18 protein-coding genes are annotated in these 16392 nt (G+C 64.2%); 8 read left to right on the top strand and 10 right to left on the bottom strand.

Going from position 1 to position 16392, the window contains the following annotated elements; all coding sequences use genetic code 11:
• Positions 1 to 44: 44 nt before the first annotated feature.
• The gene (locus tag FXB40_RS41245; RefSeq protein ID WP_027535553.1) at positions 45 to 320 is read left to right on the top strand and encodes a metal-sensitive transcriptional regulator; all 276 of its coding nucleotides are present in this window, start codon (positions 45 to 47) and stop codon (positions 318 to 320) included.
• A 109-nt stretch (positions 321 to 429) separates the two neighbouring features.
• Here FXB40_RS41245 and FXB40_RS41240 read toward each other — a convergent pair whose 3' ends face one another.
• On the bottom strand, positions 430 to 1395 hold the full coding sequence (locus FXB40_RS41240; protein WP_148778000.1) for a YiiX/YebB-like N1pC/P60 family cysteine hydrolase: 966 nt from the start codon (positions 1393 to 1395) through the stop codon (positions 430 to 432).
• Positions 1396 to 1582: 187 nt separating this feature from the next.
• Here FXB40_RS41240 and FXB40_RS41235 point away from each other — a divergent pair, with 187 nt between their 5' ends.
• Positions 1583 to 2971, top strand: a complete 1389-nt coding sequence (locus FXB40_RS41235) for a flavin monoamine oxidase family protein (protein WP_148777999.1) — start codon at positions 1583 to 1585, stop codon at positions 2969 to 2971.
• Between the two features lie 5 nt (positions 2972 to 2976).
• Here the strand turns inward: FXB40_RS41235 and FXB40_RS41230 are convergent, their stop codons facing one another.
• Genes FXB40_RS41230 through pheS form a run of 3 tightly spaced genes read right to left on the bottom strand, consistent with a single transcriptional unit; the run spans position 2977 to position 7290 of the window.
• Positions 2977 to 3747: a sulfite exporter TauE/SafE family protein gene (locus FXB40_RS41230; RefSeq protein WP_148777998.1), complete on the bottom strand. Its 771-nt coding sequence runs from the start codon at positions 3745 to 3747 to the stop codon at positions 2977 to 2979.
• A gap of 55 nt (positions 3748 to 3802) precedes the next feature.
• Complete coding sequence (gene pheT / locus FXB40_RS41225; RefSeq protein ID WP_148777997.1) at positions 3803 to 6211, bottom strand: phenylalanine--tRNA ligase subunit beta; 2409 nt, start codon at positions 6209 to 6211, stop codon at positions 3803 to 3805.
• On the bottom strand, positions 6208 to 7290 hold the full coding sequence (pheS, locus tag FXB40_RS41220; RefSeq protein WP_148777996.1) for a phenylalanine--tRNA ligase subunit alpha: 1083 nt from the start codon (positions 7288 to 7290) through the stop codon (positions 6208 to 6210). Before pheS ends, pheT begins: the two co-directional genes overlap by 4 nt.
• A 151-nt stretch (positions 7291 to 7441) precedes the next feature.
• On the opposite strand from pheS, the gene FXB40_RS41215 reads away from it, so the two are divergent.
• Positions 7442 to 7855, top strand: a complete 414-nt coding sequence (locus tag FXB40_RS41215; protein ID WP_148777995.1) for a hypothetical protein — start codon at positions 7442 to 7444, stop codon at positions 7853 to 7855.
• Between the two features lie 8 nt (positions 7856 to 7863).
• Here FXB40_RS41215 and rplT read toward each other — a convergent pair whose 3' ends face one another.
• The gene (rplT, locus tag FXB40_RS41210) at positions 7864 to 8223 is read right to left on the bottom strand and encodes a 50S ribosomal protein L20 (RefSeq protein ID WP_014490867.1); all 360 of its coding nucleotides are present in this window, start codon (positions 8221 to 8223) and stop codon (positions 7864 to 7866) included.
• 79 nt (positions 8224 to 8302) lie between these two features.
• Positions 8303 to 8503, bottom strand: a complete 201-nt coding sequence (gene rpmI, locus FXB40_RS41205; protein ID WP_007598540.1) for a 50S ribosomal protein L35 — start codon at positions 8501 to 8503, stop codon at positions 8303 to 8305.
• Positions 8504 to 8780: 277 nt separating this feature from the next.
• On the opposite strand from rpmI, the gene FXB40_RS41200 reads away from it, so the two are divergent.
• Positions 8781 to 9179 (top strand): hypothetical protein, encoded by a 399-nt coding sequence (locus tag FXB40_RS41200; RefSeq protein ID WP_187437492.1) that lies wholly within the window; start codon positions 8781 to 8783, stop codon positions 9177 to 9179.
• A 63-nt stretch (positions 9180 to 9242) separates the two neighbouring features.
• Here FXB40_RS41200 and infC read toward each other — a convergent pair whose 3' ends face one another.
• The gene (gene infC, locus FXB40_RS41195; RefSeq protein ID WP_148778009.1) at positions 9243 to 9782 is read right to left on the bottom strand and encodes a translation initiation factor IF-3; all 540 of its coding nucleotides are present in this window, start codon (positions 9780 to 9782) and stop codon (positions 9243 to 9245) included.
• 252 nt (positions 9783 to 10034) lie between these two features.
• Between infC and FXB40_RS41190 the strand changes: the two genes are divergently transcribed.
• A complete protein-coding gene (locus FXB40_RS41190) occupies positions 10035 to 10823 on the top strand; it encodes an alpha/beta hydrolase (protein WP_148777994.1) in 789 nt (262 codons plus the stop codon).
• 36 nt (positions 10824 to 10859) lie between these two features.
• On the top strand, positions 10860 to 11327 hold the full coding sequence (locus FXB40_RS41185) for a nuclear transport factor 2 family protein (RefSeq protein WP_148777993.1): 468 nt from the start codon (positions 10860 to 10862) through the stop codon (positions 11325 to 11327).
• Positions 11328 to 11337: 10 nt separating this feature from the next.
• Here FXB40_RS41185 and FXB40_RS41180 read toward each other — a convergent pair whose 3' ends face one another.
• The 3 genes from FXB40_RS41180 to FXB40_RS41170 are packed head-to-tail and all read right to left on the bottom strand — an operon-like array spanning position 11338 to position 13990.
• Positions 11338 to 12135: an acyl-CoA thioesterase domain-containing protein gene (locus FXB40_RS41180; RefSeq protein WP_148777992.1), complete on the bottom strand. Its 798-nt coding sequence runs from the start codon at positions 12133 to 12135 to the stop codon at positions 11338 to 11340.
• A gap of 32 nt (positions 12136 to 12167) precedes the next feature.
• Entirely contained in the window at positions 12168 to 13349 is a 1182-nt protein-coding gene (gene queG / locus FXB40_RS41175; RefSeq protein WP_148777991.1) for a tRNA epoxyqueuosine(34) reductase QueG, read from the bottom strand.
• The gene (locus FXB40_RS41170) at positions 13298 to 13990 is read right to left on the bottom strand and encodes a glutathione S-transferase family protein (RefSeq protein WP_148777990.1); all 693 of its coding nucleotides are present in this window, start codon (positions 13988 to 13990) and stop codon (positions 13298 to 13300) included. The genes queG and FXB40_RS41170 overlap by 52 nt, the downstream gene beginning before the upstream one ends.
• Positions 13991 to 14159: 169 nt before the next feature.
• Here FXB40_RS41170 and FXB40_RS41165 point away from each other — a divergent pair, with 169 nt between their 5' ends.
• A complete protein-coding gene (locus FXB40_RS41165; protein ID WP_148777989.1) occupies positions 14160 to 14966 on the top strand; it encodes an undecaprenyl-diphosphate phosphatase in 807 nt (268 codons plus the stop codon).
• A 94-nt stretch (positions 14967 to 15060) separates the two neighbouring features.
• Positions 15061 to 16392, top strand: coding sequence for an FAD-binding oxidoreductase (locus FXB40_RS41160; protein WP_148777988.1), 1332 nt, complete (start codon positions 15061 to 15063; stop codon positions 16390 to 16392).

Here is a 16392-nt window from a genome sequence, read left to right as displayed (position 1 = left end):
GCTCCGGCCTTGCAACATATACCCTATGGGGGTATATAGGCGGCATGCGCAAGGACATCAAGGCATCCGTCGGAAAACGCCTCGGCCGGATCGAGGGGCAGGTTCGCGGCCTCTCGAAGATGGTCGAGGAGGACCGCTACTGCATCGACATCGTCACGCAGATCTCGGCGGTGCGCGCCGCGCTGCGCCGGGTCGAGGAGGAGGTCTTGAAAGACCACGTCGCCCATTGCGTCGAGCACGCCATTGCGAGCGGGGACAAGTCGGATCAGCGCGAGAAGATCGCGGAGTTGATGGCGGTGATCGGGCGCGCGGAGCGGTAGGGCTCCCGTCATTGCGAGCGAAGCGAAGCAATCCAGAATCCCGCTGCGGAAGGATTCTGGATTGCTTCGTCGCTTCGCTCCTCGCAATGACGGTGGAGGGAGCGATGCCTTAAGCCGCCATCTCCTGCGTCGGCCCCTGCGCGCGATACGTCGCGAGCTCTTTCAGCATCACAAAGTGCTCGGAGAAGGCGACACCCATCTCCGCAGGCTGTGCGCTCACTTGCTCAGCCTCAGCCGGCGCTTCTTCGTCAGCCGCTTCAGGAACGAGCGGCGGCGCACGGAGCGTTTCTGGAAACACACCGAATGAGCCCGCTACCTCCTCGAGCGGCTTTTGCTTGTCGGCCCAGTGCAAGGCTGTGTAGTCGAAGCCGTGCACGATGGTGGGTTTGACCACTTCGAAATAGGGCGAGATGTCGAAGTCGCGGGGCATATAGAGCGAGGAATCGCGGATGTGCAGGATCTCGCGGCGGGCGGCGCGGCTGCCGGCCTTGGTGATCTTCGGCAGGATCGGATAGCGCACCGCGTCGAAGGCCTGCGCGATCAGCGCCGAGCAGATGATCTTGGTCGGATCGCCCGACCCGATCGCGATCATGCGCCGCCGCCAGCGCTGCGGGATCGGCAGCGGAAACAGGAAGCGCATCAGGTCGATGATATTCTTGGTGTCGTAGCCGAAGCCGATGCGGTTGATAGCATAGCGGCACACCGTGGTGCGGTCCTCATAGGACAGCCCGACCGGACGGCAGACACGGGTGTGGTAGGGGAAATATTTCGACAGCGGCGCGGAGGTGACACCCTCGCCGATATTGGCCTCGATCAGCACATGCGGCTCGCCGTTGGGTTCAACTGCGCCCTCGACGGGGCCGACATAGAGCGCGGCATGCGACCAGGTCGACTGCGTCAGATATTTGATGATGCCGGAGATGCGGTTGTTGCCCTCGACCAGCAGCACGTCACCGGGCTCGATGACGCCGCGCAGGTGCTCCGGGTCGCTCGGCGTGAACGGCTCGTAGCCCGGCACCTCTTTCGAGAGGTACGCGGCTATCAACTTGCCGACTGAATCTAGAACCGTCCCCATGAACTCCCCCAGGCCTTTCTGGCCATCTTTTTTTCCATCTGTACCATGGTCCAAACCTGTTGCAATTCAGTTCATGGCTCTGTGACTTCAAGCACGATTGATTCACCATGATGGTTGCTGCGCAACATCAGATACGGCAAGGTTCGCTGGCTGTTCCCGTTCGCCGCAAGTCCCCGGAAACCATGACATGACAATCACGCGCCGCAGCTTCCTATCGGCGTCGGCAGCCTTGGCCGCAGCGCCGGTCCTGCGCGCGACCGCTGCGCCCTTGCCGCGCGAGGCTGACATTGTCGTGATCGGTGCGGGTGCGGCCGGAATCGCTGCAGCGCGGCGCGTCATGGCGGCCAATCGCAAGGTGGTCGTGGTGGAGGCGGCGTCGCAAATCGGAGGGCGCTGCATCACCGACAGCACCACCTTCGACGTGCCGTTCGATCGTGGCGCGCGCTGGATGCACAATCCCGACACAAACCCGATGATCCGGCTGGCGCGCAGTGCCGGGCTCGATGTCTCCCCGGCACCGTCGGGCCAGAAGATGCGCATCGGCCGCCGTAATGCGCGCGCGGGCGAGACCGAGGAGTTTTTGGCGGCGCTGGTGCGCGCCAACCGCTCCATCGACGAGGCCTCGCGCGGCAAGCTCGATACGTCCTGCGCGTCGGTCCTGCCAAAGGATCTCGGCGATTGGGCGGGCGCCGCCGAATTCGTGCTCGGCGCGAGCTTTGCCGGCAAGGATCTGAAAGAGCTGTCGGCGATCGACAAGGCGCGTGCGCAGGATCGCAACGCCCCGATCGCCTGTCGCCAGGGTCTGGGCACGCTGATCGCCAAGCTCGGAGAACAAGCGCCGGTCGCACTTGCGACACCGGCAAGCCGGATCGTCTGGAGCAATCGCGACGTCAGCGTGGAGACGCAGGCCGGGAAGATCGCCGCGCGCGCGGCCATCATCACGGTCTCGACCAACGTGCTCACGAGCGGGGCGATCAAGTTCGCCCCTGATATCCCCAAGCGCACGCTCGATGCGGCCTCTAAACTCGGTCTTGGCAGCTACGATCACATCGTGCTGCAGCTGCCGGGCAATCCGCTCGGGCTGTCGCGCGACGATATCCTGATCGAGCAGAGCAACTCGACGCGCACCGCGCTGATGTTTGCAAATATCGGCGGCTCCTCGCTGTGCTCGATCGACGTCGGCGGTTCATTCGGCCGCGATCTCTCCGAGCAGGGCGAGAAGGCGATGGCGGCCTTCGCGGAGGAGTGGATCACAAAGCTGTTCGGCAGCGAAGTGGCCGCCAACATACAGAAGACCGCTGTGACGCGCTGGAACGCCTCGCCCTATGTCATGGGCGCGATGTCGGCGGCCTCGCCCGGCGGCCAGTTGTCGCGAAAAGTTTTGACCGAGCCGATCGGCAACATGTTCCTCGCCGGCGAAGCCACGCATGAGACGCTGTGGGGCACCGTCGACGGCGCCTGGGACAGCGGCGAGCGCGCCGCGGACGCCGCCCTCCGCAAGATCGGCGCGCTGAAGGACGGGCCCGCCGAGGTGCCCACGCAGTCGACGAGAAAGCGTCGCGCGCCGAGGCAATAGGCGAGCTAGCGCAAAATCCCGTCCAGCACCGGTAGTCCGGTGATCACTGCAAGCGCGATCAGCCCGTAGCAAATCCTGCGGAAGATCGTTTCGCTGGCGCGGCCGAACAGCGATGCGCCGAAGGCGACGCCGATCGCGTAGACCGGGCCGACGATCAGCGACAGCACGAGCGATTCGCGCGAGATCAGGCCGGTGGTGGCATAGCTGACCATCGAGAAGAAATCGGACGCGCCGAAGAACAGCACGATGTTGGCGCGCGCGACGATGGGAGCAATGGGGCGGCCGAGCCAATAGCCGACGATCGGCGGCCCGCCGGTCTGCGCCAGTCCGCTGCAGAAGCCGGAGAGCCCGCCGATTCCGACCGAGAGCCAGGCGTGGTCCTTGCCGCGATAGCGCCAGCCTGACAGCAACAGCAGAAGCAGTGCGGCGACGAAGCAGGAGATGATCCAGCGCGTGGTGACGGGCTCGAGCACGCTGAGGAAATAGGTGCCGACGGGAACGCCGACCAGCGCACCGAGCACGATCACGGCGGTCGCCTTGCGGTCGGCCTTTCGCCACGCGTCGGGCAGCAGCGGCGCGGCAGCAACAAAATCGATGACGAGGAGTAATGCCGCGACCTGCCGCGGCGCTGCCACACTGCTCGCCAAGGCCATGAAGATCAGCGCGGAGCCGAAGCCGGAGAAGCCGCGCGCGGTGCCCGAAACGAAAGCGATGGCGCAGAGCGCCATCACGATGGTGAGACTGACGTCCTTGGGAAGGAAGTCGGCGAGGGTCATGCTCTATGACTCTTGAGCATGACGTTGTCCGAAAACCGCTTCACACTTTTCGGCGTCATGCTCTCAGAGAGCCGCCGGTCTTCTTGGTGACCTCCGCCACGATCTTCGCGGCAACGGCCTCGATCTCCTGGTCGGTCAGCGTCTTCTCGCGCGGCTGGATCGTCACCGCGATGCCGATCGACTTCTTGCCGTCGTCGATGCCCTTGCCTTCATAGACGTCGAACACGTTGACGCCGGTGATGAGCTTCTTGTCGACACCTTGCGCGGTGCGCACGATGTCGCCAGCTTTCACGGCACGGTCGACGATGAAGGCGAAATCGCGCGACACCGGCTGGAACGCCGAGAGCTCGATCAGCGGCTTGGCGCGGGTCGGCTTCTTCTTCGCTTCCGGAATGCGGTCGAGGGTCACCTCAAACACCATCAGCGGGCCGTCGGCGCCGAGCGCCTCCAGCGCGCGCGGATGCATCTCGCCGAAGGTGCCGAGCACGTTCTGCGGGCCGATCTGGATCGTGCCGGAGCGGCCCGGATGCAGCCAGGCAGGACCGCCGGCGACGATCTGCAATGCCTGCATCGGCGCGCCGGCGGCTGCCAGCACCGCGAGCGCGTCGGCCTTGGCGTCGAACACATCGGCCTGCGCCGAGCCCGACCAGTGCCGTCCCAATCCGTCCGACGACGCAAGGCCGCGGCGCACGCCGCTCGCGGCCATGAACTGATCCTGCGGGCGATCGCCCTTGAAGACCTGACCGACCTCGAACAGCACCACGTCGCCAAAACCGCGATCGGCATTGGCCTGCGCGGCTGCGACCAGGCCCGGCAGCAGGCTCGGCCGCATGTCCGAAAGATCAGCGGCGATCGGATTGGCCACTTCGAGCTCGCGCTGGCCCCCACCGAACAGTTTTGCCGCGGGTTTCGTGATGAACGACCACGTCACGGCCTCGACCATACCGCGGCTCGCGAGCGCGCGCCTGGCGCGGCGGGTGCGAAGCTGCAGCGGCGTCAGCACGGATTTGCGCGCGTCCTCGCCGCGCTCGAACGGTGTCATCGGCACCTTGTCGACGCCGTAGATGCGGACGACTTCCTCGACGATGTCGGCCTTGCCATGCACGTCGGAGCGCCACGACGGCACCGCGACCTTCACGACCGGACCCGGGCCCGCCATCATGAAGCCGAGATGGGACAGGATGCGCTTCATCTCGACCTGCGGCACCTCAATGCCGGAGAGACGCTTGACCTCGGTGAGCGGGAAATCGATCACGCGGTCGTCGCCGAAGGTCTTGCCGACCACGAAATTCTCCGACGGCGTGCCGCCGCACAGCTCCAGCACCAGCTTGGTGGCGAGCTCCAGCCCCGGCACCATGAAGGCCGGGTCGACGCCGCGCTCGAAGCGGTAGCGCGCATCGGAATTGATGCCGAGCTTGCGGCCGGTCTGGGCGACGTTGATCTCGTTCCACAGCGCCGATTCGATCAGCACGTCGGTCGTGTTCTCATCGCAGCCCGAGGCTTCGCCGCCCATGATGCCGGCGAGCGATTCGACGCCGTGCTGGTCCGAGATCACGCAGATCGAAGGATCGAGATTGTAGGCGCGGCCGTCGAGCGCGAGCAGCGCTTCGCCGTCGCGGGCGCGGCGCACCACGAGGTTGCCCACCACCTTCTTGGCGTCGAACACGTGCAGCGGACGTGCGCGGTCGTAGGTCATGAAGTTGGTGATGTCGACCAGCGCATTGATCGGACGCAGGCCGATCGCGGTCAGCCGCTTCTGCAGCCAGTCCGGTGACGGACCGTTCTTCACGCCGCGCACGAGGCGCAACGCAAAGCCCGGGCACAGCGCGGCGTCCTCGACCGTGACCTTCACCGGACAGGGGAATTCACCCTTGATCGGCTTGATCGAGGGATCCTTGAACTTGCCCATGTCGGCGGCGGCGAGATCGCGCGCGATGCCGTGCACGCCGGTGCAGTCCTGCCGGTTCGGCGTCAGGTTGATCTCGATCACGGGATCGCCGAGGGCTGCCCATTCGGCGTAGCCGGCGCCGATCGGCGCATCCGCCGGCAATTCCATGATGCCGTCATGGTCGTTGGAGATCTGCAGTTCAGCCGCCGAGCACAGCATGCCGCGGCTCTCGACGCCGCGGATGGTGCCGACACCAAGCGTGATGTCCTTGCCGGGAATATAGGTACCGGGCGGCGAGAACACGCTGACGAGCCCGGCGCGCGCATTCGGCGCACCGCACACGACCTGCACCGGCGCGCCACCGTCACCGGTGTCGACCATGCAGACGCGTAAGCGATCAGCGTTGGGATGCTGCTCGGCCGAGATCACTTTCGCAATGGTGAAAGGCTTCAGCGCCTTCGCCTTGTCCTCGATGTTCTCGACCTCGAGCCCGATCATGGTGAGCTTGTCGGCAAGCTTTTCCAGGGACTCGTCGGTGTCGAGATGATCCTTCAGCCAGGAGAGGGTGAATTTCACGAGCTCAGCCCTCCGGCGAGTGTCGGGACTTCGAGCGGCTTGAAGCCGTAATGGTTGAGCCAGCGGACGTCGCTGTCGAACAGCTGGCGCAGATCGGCGATGCCGTATTTCAGCATGGCGATGCGGTCGATGCCCATGCCCCAAGCGAAGCCCTGGTACTCGTCGGGATCGATGCCGCAGGCGCGCAGCACGTTCGGATGCACCATGCCGCAGCCGAGAATCTCGAGCCAGTCCTCGCCCTCGCCGAAGCGGATCTCACCCTTGTCGCGGCGGCACTGGATGTCGACTTCCAGCGACGGCTCGGTGAAGGGGAAGAACGAGGGGCGGAAGCGCATGTTGATATGGTCGACCTCGAAGAACGCCTTGCAGAACTCGTGCAGGATCCATTTGAGGTGGCCGAGATGCGAGTGCTTGTCGATGACGAGCCCTTCGACCTGGTGGAATTGCGGCGTGTGGGTCGCATCCGAATCGATGCGGTAGGTGCGGCCCGGGCAGATCACGCGGATCGGCGGCTTCTGGGTGAGCATGGTGCGGACCTGCACCGGCGAGGTGTGGGTGCGCAACAGCATGCGCGAGCCGTCCTCCTTCGGATGGAAGAAGAACGTGTCGTGCATTTCGCGCGCCGGATGGCCCTCCGGAAAATTCAGCTTGGTGAAGTTGTAGTCGTCGGTCTCGATGTCGGGACCTTCGGCGACCGAGAATCCCATGTCGGCGAAGATCGTGGTCAGCTCGTCCCAGACCTGGCTCAGCGGATGGATGCGGCCGGCTTCAGCGGGCGCATCGCGCAGCGGCAAGGTCACGTCGACGGTCTCGGACGCGAGTCGCGCATCGAGCGCTGCGGACTTCAGCAGGTCGCGCCGTGCGGCGAGCGCTTCGGTGACCTTGTCCTTGGCCTGGTTGATTGCCGCGCCTTGCGACTTGCGCTCGTCGGGCGACATCTTGCCGAGCGTGGCAAGCAGCGCCGAGATCGAGCCCTTCTTGCCGAGGGCTGCGACGCGCACCGCTTCGAGCGCGGCTTCATCGCCGGCGGCGGCGATCTGGTCGAGGATGGAAGTTTCGAGCGTTGCGAGGTCGGACACAGTCAAATCCTTGCTGCTAAATTCGGCTGGGTTGTCGCCGCCCGAAGGCCGTAACGTCAAGCAAAAAGCCGGTCATTTCGGGCATAGGACCAGCTGGGTTGAACCTCGCGCGGGGGCCGGGCACCAAGGGGGATACGAGGAGACCTTTGCGATGCTTTCGAAATGCTGTCTGGCCGCAGTGGCCATTGTTCTGTCGCTCGCAGGCCACCCGGCGCGCGCCATGGTCTGCATGGACAAATCCATGACACTGGACGAGGTCGCCGACACCATCAGCGCCCAGAAGAGCTGCGAAAGCGCGATGAAGGTCTTCAGGGATTGCGAACTGACCGCGAGCGGCGACGTCGCGCTCGGTGCCGCCGTGGAGAAGAAATGCGAGGCGGACTTCAAGCCCGGCCTGAGTGCCGCGCAGACACAGGCCTACAAACGCGAGATGCGCGTATGCGATCGCAAGTACCGGAACAAGTCCGGCACCATGTATCTCTCGTTCACGGCATTCTGCCGGGCGGAGGTCGCCCAGCGCTACTCGCAACGCGTGTTGAAGGCTGCGGGCCAGAAGGCCCGCTAGCGCAAGCCTTAGGCGGCCAGCGCGGCTTTGGCCTTCTCGGCGATTGCCTGGAACGACGCGGGCTCGTGGATCGCGAGATCCGACAGCACCTTGCGGTCCACGGTGATGCCCGACTTGGCGAGACCGTCGATAAATCGGCTGTAGGTCAGGCCGAACGGACGAACGGCAGCGTTGAGACGCTGGATCCAGAGCGCGCGGAAGGTGCGCTTCTTGCGCTTGCGGTCACGGAACGCGTACTGCTGGGCCTTCTCCACGGCCGGCTTGGCGGCGCGGATGGTGTTCTTGCGGCGGCCGTAGAAGCCCTTGGCGGCCTTGTAGACTTTCTTGTGCTTGGCGTGAGCGGTCACACCGCGTTTGACGCGAGACATGACAAAATCCTTCAGAGATGACTTAGGTTTAGGATCGCCGCGAAAGACGCGGCGCGGATGGCAATGATCGTGGACGCGATCAGGCGTTCGGCAAGAAGTACTTCTTGACGTTGTCGCCGTCGGTCTTGAACAGCACAGCGGTGCCGCGAAGCTGACGGATCTGCTTCTTCGTCCGCTTGATCATGCCGTGACGCTTGCTGCGATGAGCGAACATCACTTTGCCGGTGGCAGTCACCTTGAAGCGCTTTTTAGCGCCCGATTTGGTCTTCAGCTTGGGCATTTTGCTCTCCTATGGCCACAACAGAATGCCGCCTGCGAAGGCGGCTGGCCGTCTAAAATGCTCGTTAGAGCGTTGATTGTGCTCAGGTTTTTTCGAACAAGCGCGAAAAACCCGCACGAAACACCGCCACGGCAGCCCTTAATCAGCCGGGCGATGAAGGTCGGGCTTATGACAGAGGACGAGCCAATTGGCAACGATGAACCGCCAGAACCTGCCCGCCGACTATTGGGGGTTGCCGCCCCATTGTTCACGCCGTCCCGTCCGGAGCAGGACCAAAATGGCCCATTTTTCCCAATCGATCTTGTCTGTTGTCGCCCGTCCGCGCACTCTGGCGCTGTTCGCCGTGCTTGCTGCCACCGCCGTTCCGTCGACTGCCGATGCCCGCATCGGCGGCTATGACGGGGTCTGGAATGTCACTTTCGCCACCACCCGCGGCAATTGCAGCTCGGGCTACAGCGTCCCCTTCACCGTCACGGGCAGCCGGGTGTCGTCCGCCGGCGGCGGCCGGGTGTCCGGCACGGTCAATCGTGGCGGAGCGGTCGCGGTGCAGGTGTCGGTCGGCGCCTCGCACGCCGCCGGCGGCGGTCGGCTCGGCGGTGCGGCGGGTGCAGGCTCCTGGCGGGGCATCATTTCCGGCGACCAGTGCAGCGGCACCTGGCAGGCATCGCGGACCTGAAAACAAAACGGCCCGCCGGAGATCCGGACGGGCCGTTGAACTTTCAGTCCTGAAGAGCTGCGCTCAGCGCGGCGCCAGGACCATGACGACCTGACGGCCCTCGAACCTGGCGTCCTGCTCGACCTTGGCGAGCTCGGCGACGTCGGTTTTGATCTTGTCCAGCAGCTTGGTGCCGATCTCCTGGTGCGCCATTTCGCGACCGCGATAGCGCAGGGTGATCTTGACCTTGTCGCCCTCTTCGAAGAAGCGCAGCATCGCGCGCATCTTCACGTCATAGTCGTGATCGTCGATCATCGGGCGGAGCTTGATCTCCTTGATCTCGACGGTCTTCTGACGCTTGCGGGCTTCGGCGGCTTTCTTCTGGGCGGAATACTTATACTTCCCGTAGTCCATGATCTTGCAGACGGGAGGGCTGACATTTGGCGAAATCTCGACCAGATCCATGCCGGCTTCCTGCGCCATCTTGATGGCAAGCATCGTCTCGACGGTGCCTTTGTTGTCACCGGTCTGATCGATCAGCTGGATCTGCGCATTGCGAATATCATCATTGATGCGCGGCCCGTCTTTGGCGGCAGGGGCCGGGGCTCTATTGGGACGGCGAATGGGTGGTTCTCCAAAGTTGTGAAAGGAAGCGGCTATTTTGCAGGAAGAAGCGTTTGCCGGCAAGCAACTCGCTCCTGCGGGGAGCGAAAAACCCTCAAATGCGAGGCATTTTGGTCACGCCCATCGGCACGGTGCTCGACATAGACACCTTGCACCTGTTCCGCAAGCGTCCCAAAGGGTCAATACCAATATAGGGTTGCTGCGCGGAATACGCCCGGACAGCTCAAACCCCACAGCCAGAGTAAACGTTCCATGACGCCAGCAATTCCCGATGCCGTGCTCAACTTTGTCGAATTGGGTGAGGGTCCGTCAGCGCGCCGGATCGCGGTGCGCAGCCGCGCCGGACAAGGGCCCGGCCTGGTCTGGCTCGGTGGCTTCAAGTCGGACATGCAGGGTGGCAAGGCGGTGGCGCTCGACGGCTGGGCCGGCGAGCATGGCCGCGCCGCGGTCCGGTTCGACTATTCGGGCCATGGCGAATCCAGCGGCGATTTCGCCGACGGAACCATCGGAAGCTGGCTCGAGGACAGCGTCGCGGTGTTCGAGCGGTTCTGCACCGGTCCGCAGATCCTGATCGGTTCCTCCATGGGCGGCTGGATGGCGCTGCTGCTCGCGCGCGAGGTCAGGAAGCGTTCGGGAAAGGCCTCGCTCGCCGGCCTGGTGCTGATCGCGCCGGCGCCCGATTTCACGGAAGAGCTGATGTGGAAGAACTTTTCGCCCGAGGTGAAGAAAGAGATCGAGACCAAGGGGTTTTGGCTGCGACCCTCGGAATATGGCGACGGCACGCCCTATCCGATCACGCGCAAGCTGATCGAGGAGGGGCGCAACCATCTCGTGCTCGGCAGCGCCATCGATCTCGGCTGCCCCGTCCGAATTCTGCAAGGCGCCCAGGATCCCGACGTGCCGTGGCAACACGCCTTCGCACTGACGCATCGCCTGCCGGCCGATGATGTCGTGCTGACGATGATCCAGGACGGCGATCACCGCCTGTCGCGCCCGCAGGACATCGCGCGCATTCTTGCCGCGGTGGCGGAGATCGGGTGAAGTAGGCCACAACAAGAAACACCGGGAGGCAATCCAATGACCACCACCGCCATGCTGCGCGCGTTCTGCGACGCGGTCGAACAGCGCAACGGCCGCGCCTTCGCCGACCTGTTCACCGAGGACGGCGTCTATCACGATGTATTCTACGGCGCGTTTGCGGGCCGCGACAAGATCGCAGCGATGGTCGACGACTTCTTCTATCGCACGGCGACCGATTTTCGCTGGGACATGCATGATCCCGTCAGCAACGGCACCACGCTCTATGCGCGCTACACCTTCAGCTACAAATCAACCCTGCCGGAAGCGAACGGCGCGCGGGCGATGTTCGAGGGCGTTGCGATCATGACGCTGCGCGACGGTAAGATCGTCAGCTATCACGAAGTCGCCAACACGGCGCCGGCGTTCGTCGATCTGAAGTTCGCGCCGGAGCGGATTGCAAAGATCGTCGGCAAGCAGGGCGCGGAGCTGAGGGCGCGGCCGGAGATGAAGCGGCATTTGGCGTGACGTCGTGGCGCTACGGCGGCGGTGGCTTTGGCATCGGCTTGCGTTGCGCAAGTGCTGCCACCGTCGCGGTGCCGATCGCGCCCTGCTCGTCATAGAGCCAGCATTCGCCGATCGCGACGCCGTCGGTGGCCTGGTGGTTGACTACATCAAAACCGATCCAGTTCGTCACCGGCAAGCGATGCAGATAGATGGTGACGTCGCTGTTGATGTAGCCGAGCCCCTTGTCGCCGGCATTGGCAAACGGGCTCGCGAAATCGGCGCCGGTGGCGACATGGACGAACGGCGTCATCGGCACGCCGGCCACGAGCTCGCGCACCTCGCTCATCCAGAGCCGGCGCGCACCCAGCGAACCCATATGACCGACGATCGGCCGTGTCGTCCATTTGCCGTTCATGCCGAGCCTGGGATCGGTCGGCTTCGGGATGTCGTCCGGCTTCGGCACGTCCCAGTTCGGCGGCGACCAGACATTGCCGTCAGGGTTCTGCGTCCGCCGCAACAGCTGGCACGAGGCGCGCGCCATGCTGACGCCGCCCGAAAAGAACTCCGCCTCGATCACGCGGATGCGCAGTCCGTCGCGCACCAGCCGCGTCTTCACTTCGATCGGCTTGTCGATGGTCGGCAGCCGAAACATGTCGACGGTCAACCGCGCCGGCACGAATTCAGGCCCGGAATGGCGCTCCTCGATGGCGAAGCCGAGCAGGCCGATGATGACGCGTCCGTGCAGCGATTTCGGATCCCACGGGCCGTTGGCCACTTCCGTCGGATGGAATGTATCGCCGTCGCGGGTGAAGAAAGGCATGTTTGTCATGACGCGCGACTTTGCGGGAACGGGTGGGGAAATCAAGTCTGGGAAACAGCCCGCCATTCCTTGCAAACGCTCTCGTCGCGCTCGCCGCCAAGCGCTGCAGACTTGGCGGCTTCAAACTCTTCCCGCTCGACCAACTGCCCCAGCGCCCACACCGCGGCTCCCCGCACAAGCGGGCTCGTATCATCGAGCAATCGCCGCGCTTCCTCCGCCAGCGTCACATCGCCTGAGTTTCCGATCGCAATCAGCACGTTCCGCAAAAAGCGATCGCGACCGATCCGCTTCACCGGCGACTTCGTGAACAGCGCGCGGAACGCCGCGTCGTCGAGCCGTGACAGTTCAGCAAGACCCGGCGCACGCAATTCATCGCGCGCGGCGAGCTTGGCCTCGCGGCCCTCCTGCGCAAACTTGTTCCAGGGGCACGCCGCGAGGCAATCGTCGCAGCCATAGATGCGGTTGCCGATGGCTTTGCGAAAGTCTTGCGGGATCGGCCCCTTGTTCTCGATGGTGAGATAGGAGATGCAGCGTCGCGCATCGAGCTTGTAGGGCGCGGGGAACGCCGCGGTCGGGCAGATGTCGAGACAGGCCTGGCATGAGCCGCAATGATCGATCTCGGCGCCGTCGCGCGGCAAGTCGAGCGTGGTGTAGATCGCGCCGAGAAACAGCCACGAGCCGAATTCGCGCGAGACCAGATTGGTGTGCTTGCCCTGCCAGCCCAAATGGGCCGCCTGTGCGAGCGGCTTCTCCATCACCGCCGCGGTGTCGACGAACACTTTCACTTCGCTCGGCGCGGTCGCGACCAGCCAGCGTGCCAGCGCCTTCAGCCGCTTCTTGATGAGGTCATGATAGTCGTCGCCCTGCGCATAGACCGAGATCGCCGCGCGCGTGCGCTCTCGCAGGATCGCGAGCGGATCGGAGTCGGGGCCATAATTGACGCCGAGCATGATCACGCTGCGCACGTCGGCCCACAGCCCGCGCGGATCGACCCGGCGCTCCGGCTGGTTCGCGAGCCAGTCCATGTCGCCATGACCACCGGAGGCGATGAATTCGAGGAAATGCTGTCCGGCACTCTCGATCGTGCCCGGCTCGGTGATCCCGATGCAATCGAAGCCGAGCGCGCGCGCCTCGCGCGCCAGCGCCGCCTTCAGTTCAGTCGGATCGGAGTTCAGAAATCCAGGTCCACGTAGGTCCGCGACGCCGGCACGCCCGCCAGCCATTCGCTCAGCAGCGGACGGAACGACGGGCGGGATTTCACCCGCGCGTACCACGCTTTTGCTGCGTCGTCCTCGCTCCATGGCACGTCGCCCAGATAGTCGATCGCCGAGAGATGCGCCGCGGCGGCGAGATCCGCGTAACTGAGCCGGTCGCCGGCGAGGAAATTGCGCGTCTGCGCCAGCCAGCCGATATAGGCGAGATGATAGCGCACGTTGGCCTTGGCTGCGCGCATCACGTCGGCCGAGGGCGCCCCGCCGCCGTTGTCCTCGCTCATGAAGCGCTTGTAGATGCGCTCGGTGACGAGCGGGTGGGAGACTTCCTCGAAGAACTTTTCGTTGAACCAGGCCATCAGCCGGCGCACCTCGACCCGCTCGGCGATCGTCTCCGGCATCAGGCGCTTGGGGCCCATCTCGGCGCCATAGGCCTCATCGAGATACTCGGCAATGATGGCCGCCCCAGGAATCGGCGGCTGTTCGTCGTCCACCAGCACCGGCGTCGTGCCGGCCGCATTGAGCAGCAGAAATGCCTCGCGCCGTTCCCAGCTGCGCTCCTCGGCCAGCTTCAGTTCGAGCCCGTATTCACCCGCGATCAGGCGGACGAAACGCGAATGCGGACAGAACGGATGATGAAACAGCGTAAACATGAAGCCTTTGACTATTTGATGGTGCTTAAGAATCCATCAATGTTTGTGCGGCGCCACACTAGTCTTTCAAAACCGCGAAGCAAGGGTGCGATGCCGCATTTTGCGATTGCGGGAAAGAGGCGAATGGGCGAGAAGAGCCCCGCTTTTCCAGCGGAAATGGACCGTAAATATGTCAGATGCAATACGGGCAGTGATCCTCGGCATCATCGAGGGTGTGACCGAGTTCCTTCCTGTCTCCTCGACCGGCCACCTGCTGCTAGCGGAGCGTTTCTTCGGTCTCGGCGAGGGCGCTTTCTGGGATTCGTTTACAGTTCTGATCCAGCTTGGCGCGATCCTCGCGATCGTCGTGCTCTACTTCAAGAAATTGTGGGACGTCGCGATCGGCATGTTCACGGGCGACGCCTATGCGCGCCGCTTCGTGATCGGCGTGCTGGTGGCGTTCCTGCCTGCTGTCATCGTCGGTCTCGTCGCCGGCAAATACATCAAGAGCATGCTGTTCAACCCCTGGGTCGTCTGCTTCTCGCTGATCGTCGGTGGCGCCATCCTGTTGTGGGTCGATCGGCTCGATCTCAAGGCGCGCGAGCACGACGCCACCAAATTTCCGCTGCTGATGTATCTCTATATCGGCATCGCCCAGTGCATTGCGATGATCCCGGGCGTGTCGCGCTCCGGGGCCAGCATCGTTGCCGCGATGTTTCTGGGTGCCGACAAGCGGGCGGCGGCTGAGTTCTCGTTCTTCCTCGCCATCCCCACCATGATCGGTGCGTTCGCCTATGATTTCTACAAGAACCGCTCCGAGATGACGATGGACCACATGGGCATTGTCGCGATCGGCTTCGTGGTGTCGTTCATCACGGCGATCATCGTGGTGAAGGCGTTCCTCGGATACGTCACCCGCCACGGCTTCGTGGTGTTCGCCTGGTGGCGCGTCATCGTCGGCACGCTCGGCCTGATCGCGCTGGCGCTCGGCCATTAACCTTTGACAATCTGCTGACGAGCCTCAACGCAATATCAGCTTTTGACCGGTAGGCAGTGTCCGGAGCGGGATGGCCCGCAGGCGGAGCTGAACGATGACCCTCGTCAGCGGCTGGGGGCGCTTCCCGGTCGTCGATAGCGAAGTGCTGCGGCCGCGGTCGTTCGAGGCCGTGGCTGCGGCTGTCGCTGCTGTGACCGGCTCTGTCGCCCGGGGCAATGGCCGCGCCTATGGCGATGCCGCGATCGGCGCGGTCAGGACGATCGGGATGACCGGGTTCGACCGGGTCAGGTCGTTCGATCCGGCAACTGGCCGCATCCGGCTCGAAGCCGGCGTGCTGCTGTCCGACCTGATCGACACCTTCGGCCCGCGCGGCTTCCTGCCGTTCGTGGTTCCCGGCACGCGGTTCGTCTCGGTCGGTGGCGCCATCGCGGCCGATGTGCATGGCAAGAACCATCATGGCGAGGGCGGCTTTGGCCGCTATGTCGACAGCATCTTGCTGCGCACCGGGCAGGGCGAGACGATCGAGGTCTCGCGCGAACAGAATTCCGATGCGTTCTTCGCAACCGTCGGCGGCATGGGTCTGACTGGAATCATCCTCGAGGCCACGATGCGGCTGCGCCCGGTCGAGACCGGCTGGATCCGCGAGCGCGTGATCTCCGCATCCGATCTCGACGCCGCGATGCGCGCGCTAGACGCCGGCGATTCCGCGACCTATTCGGTGGCGTGGATCGATTGCGCGGCGCGAGGGCGCGACCTCGGCCGCTCGCTGATCTATCTCGGTGAGCACGCCTGCGTCGACGAGCTTGCTGAGGGCGCCGATCGATTCCCAGTCGGCAAGAATCCCGGGCTCGCGGTGCCGATCGACCTGCCGTCGATGACGCTCAACCGTGTCAGCATCCGCGCCTTCAACGAGCTCTATTACCGCATGGGCGCGCGGCGCGCCGGCGGCGACCATGTGGTCTCGCTCTATCCGTATTTCTTTCCGCTCGACAGCATCGCTGACTGGAATCGCATCTACGGACGGCGCGGCTTCCTCCAGCATCAATGCGTGATTCCGGAAGCTGGCGCACGCGACGTGCTCGCCGACATCCTCGATCGTGTCGCGAAGCGCGGCGATGCCTCGTTTCTCGCGGTGCTGAAGAAGCTCGGCCACGGCGATGGCGTGCTGTCGTTTCCGCTGCCCGGCTACACGCTGGCGCTGGATTTCCCGGTGAAGGGCGACATCCTGAATTTCCTCGACGAGATCGACCGTCTCGTCGTCGCTGCCGGCGGGCGGCTTTATCTCGCCAAGGACGCGCGCCAGTCGCGCGCGACGTTCGAGGCTGGCTATCCCGCACTGTCGCGCTTCAACGCGATCCGCAAATCGCTCGATCCCGCCAAAAACATCCGCTCCAAACTTTCACAACGCCTGTTCGATGAGGTTTAA

Source organism: Bradyrhizobium rifense, assembly GCF_008123425.1.
In the GTDB taxonomy this organism is placed as follows: Bacteria; Pseudomonadota; Alphaproteobacteria; order Rhizobiales; family Xanthobacteraceae; genus Bradyrhizobium; species Bradyrhizobium rifense.
The sequence above is the reverse complement of the archived record's forward strand: the minus strand, read 5'-3'. Positions and strand labels throughout refer to the sequence as shown.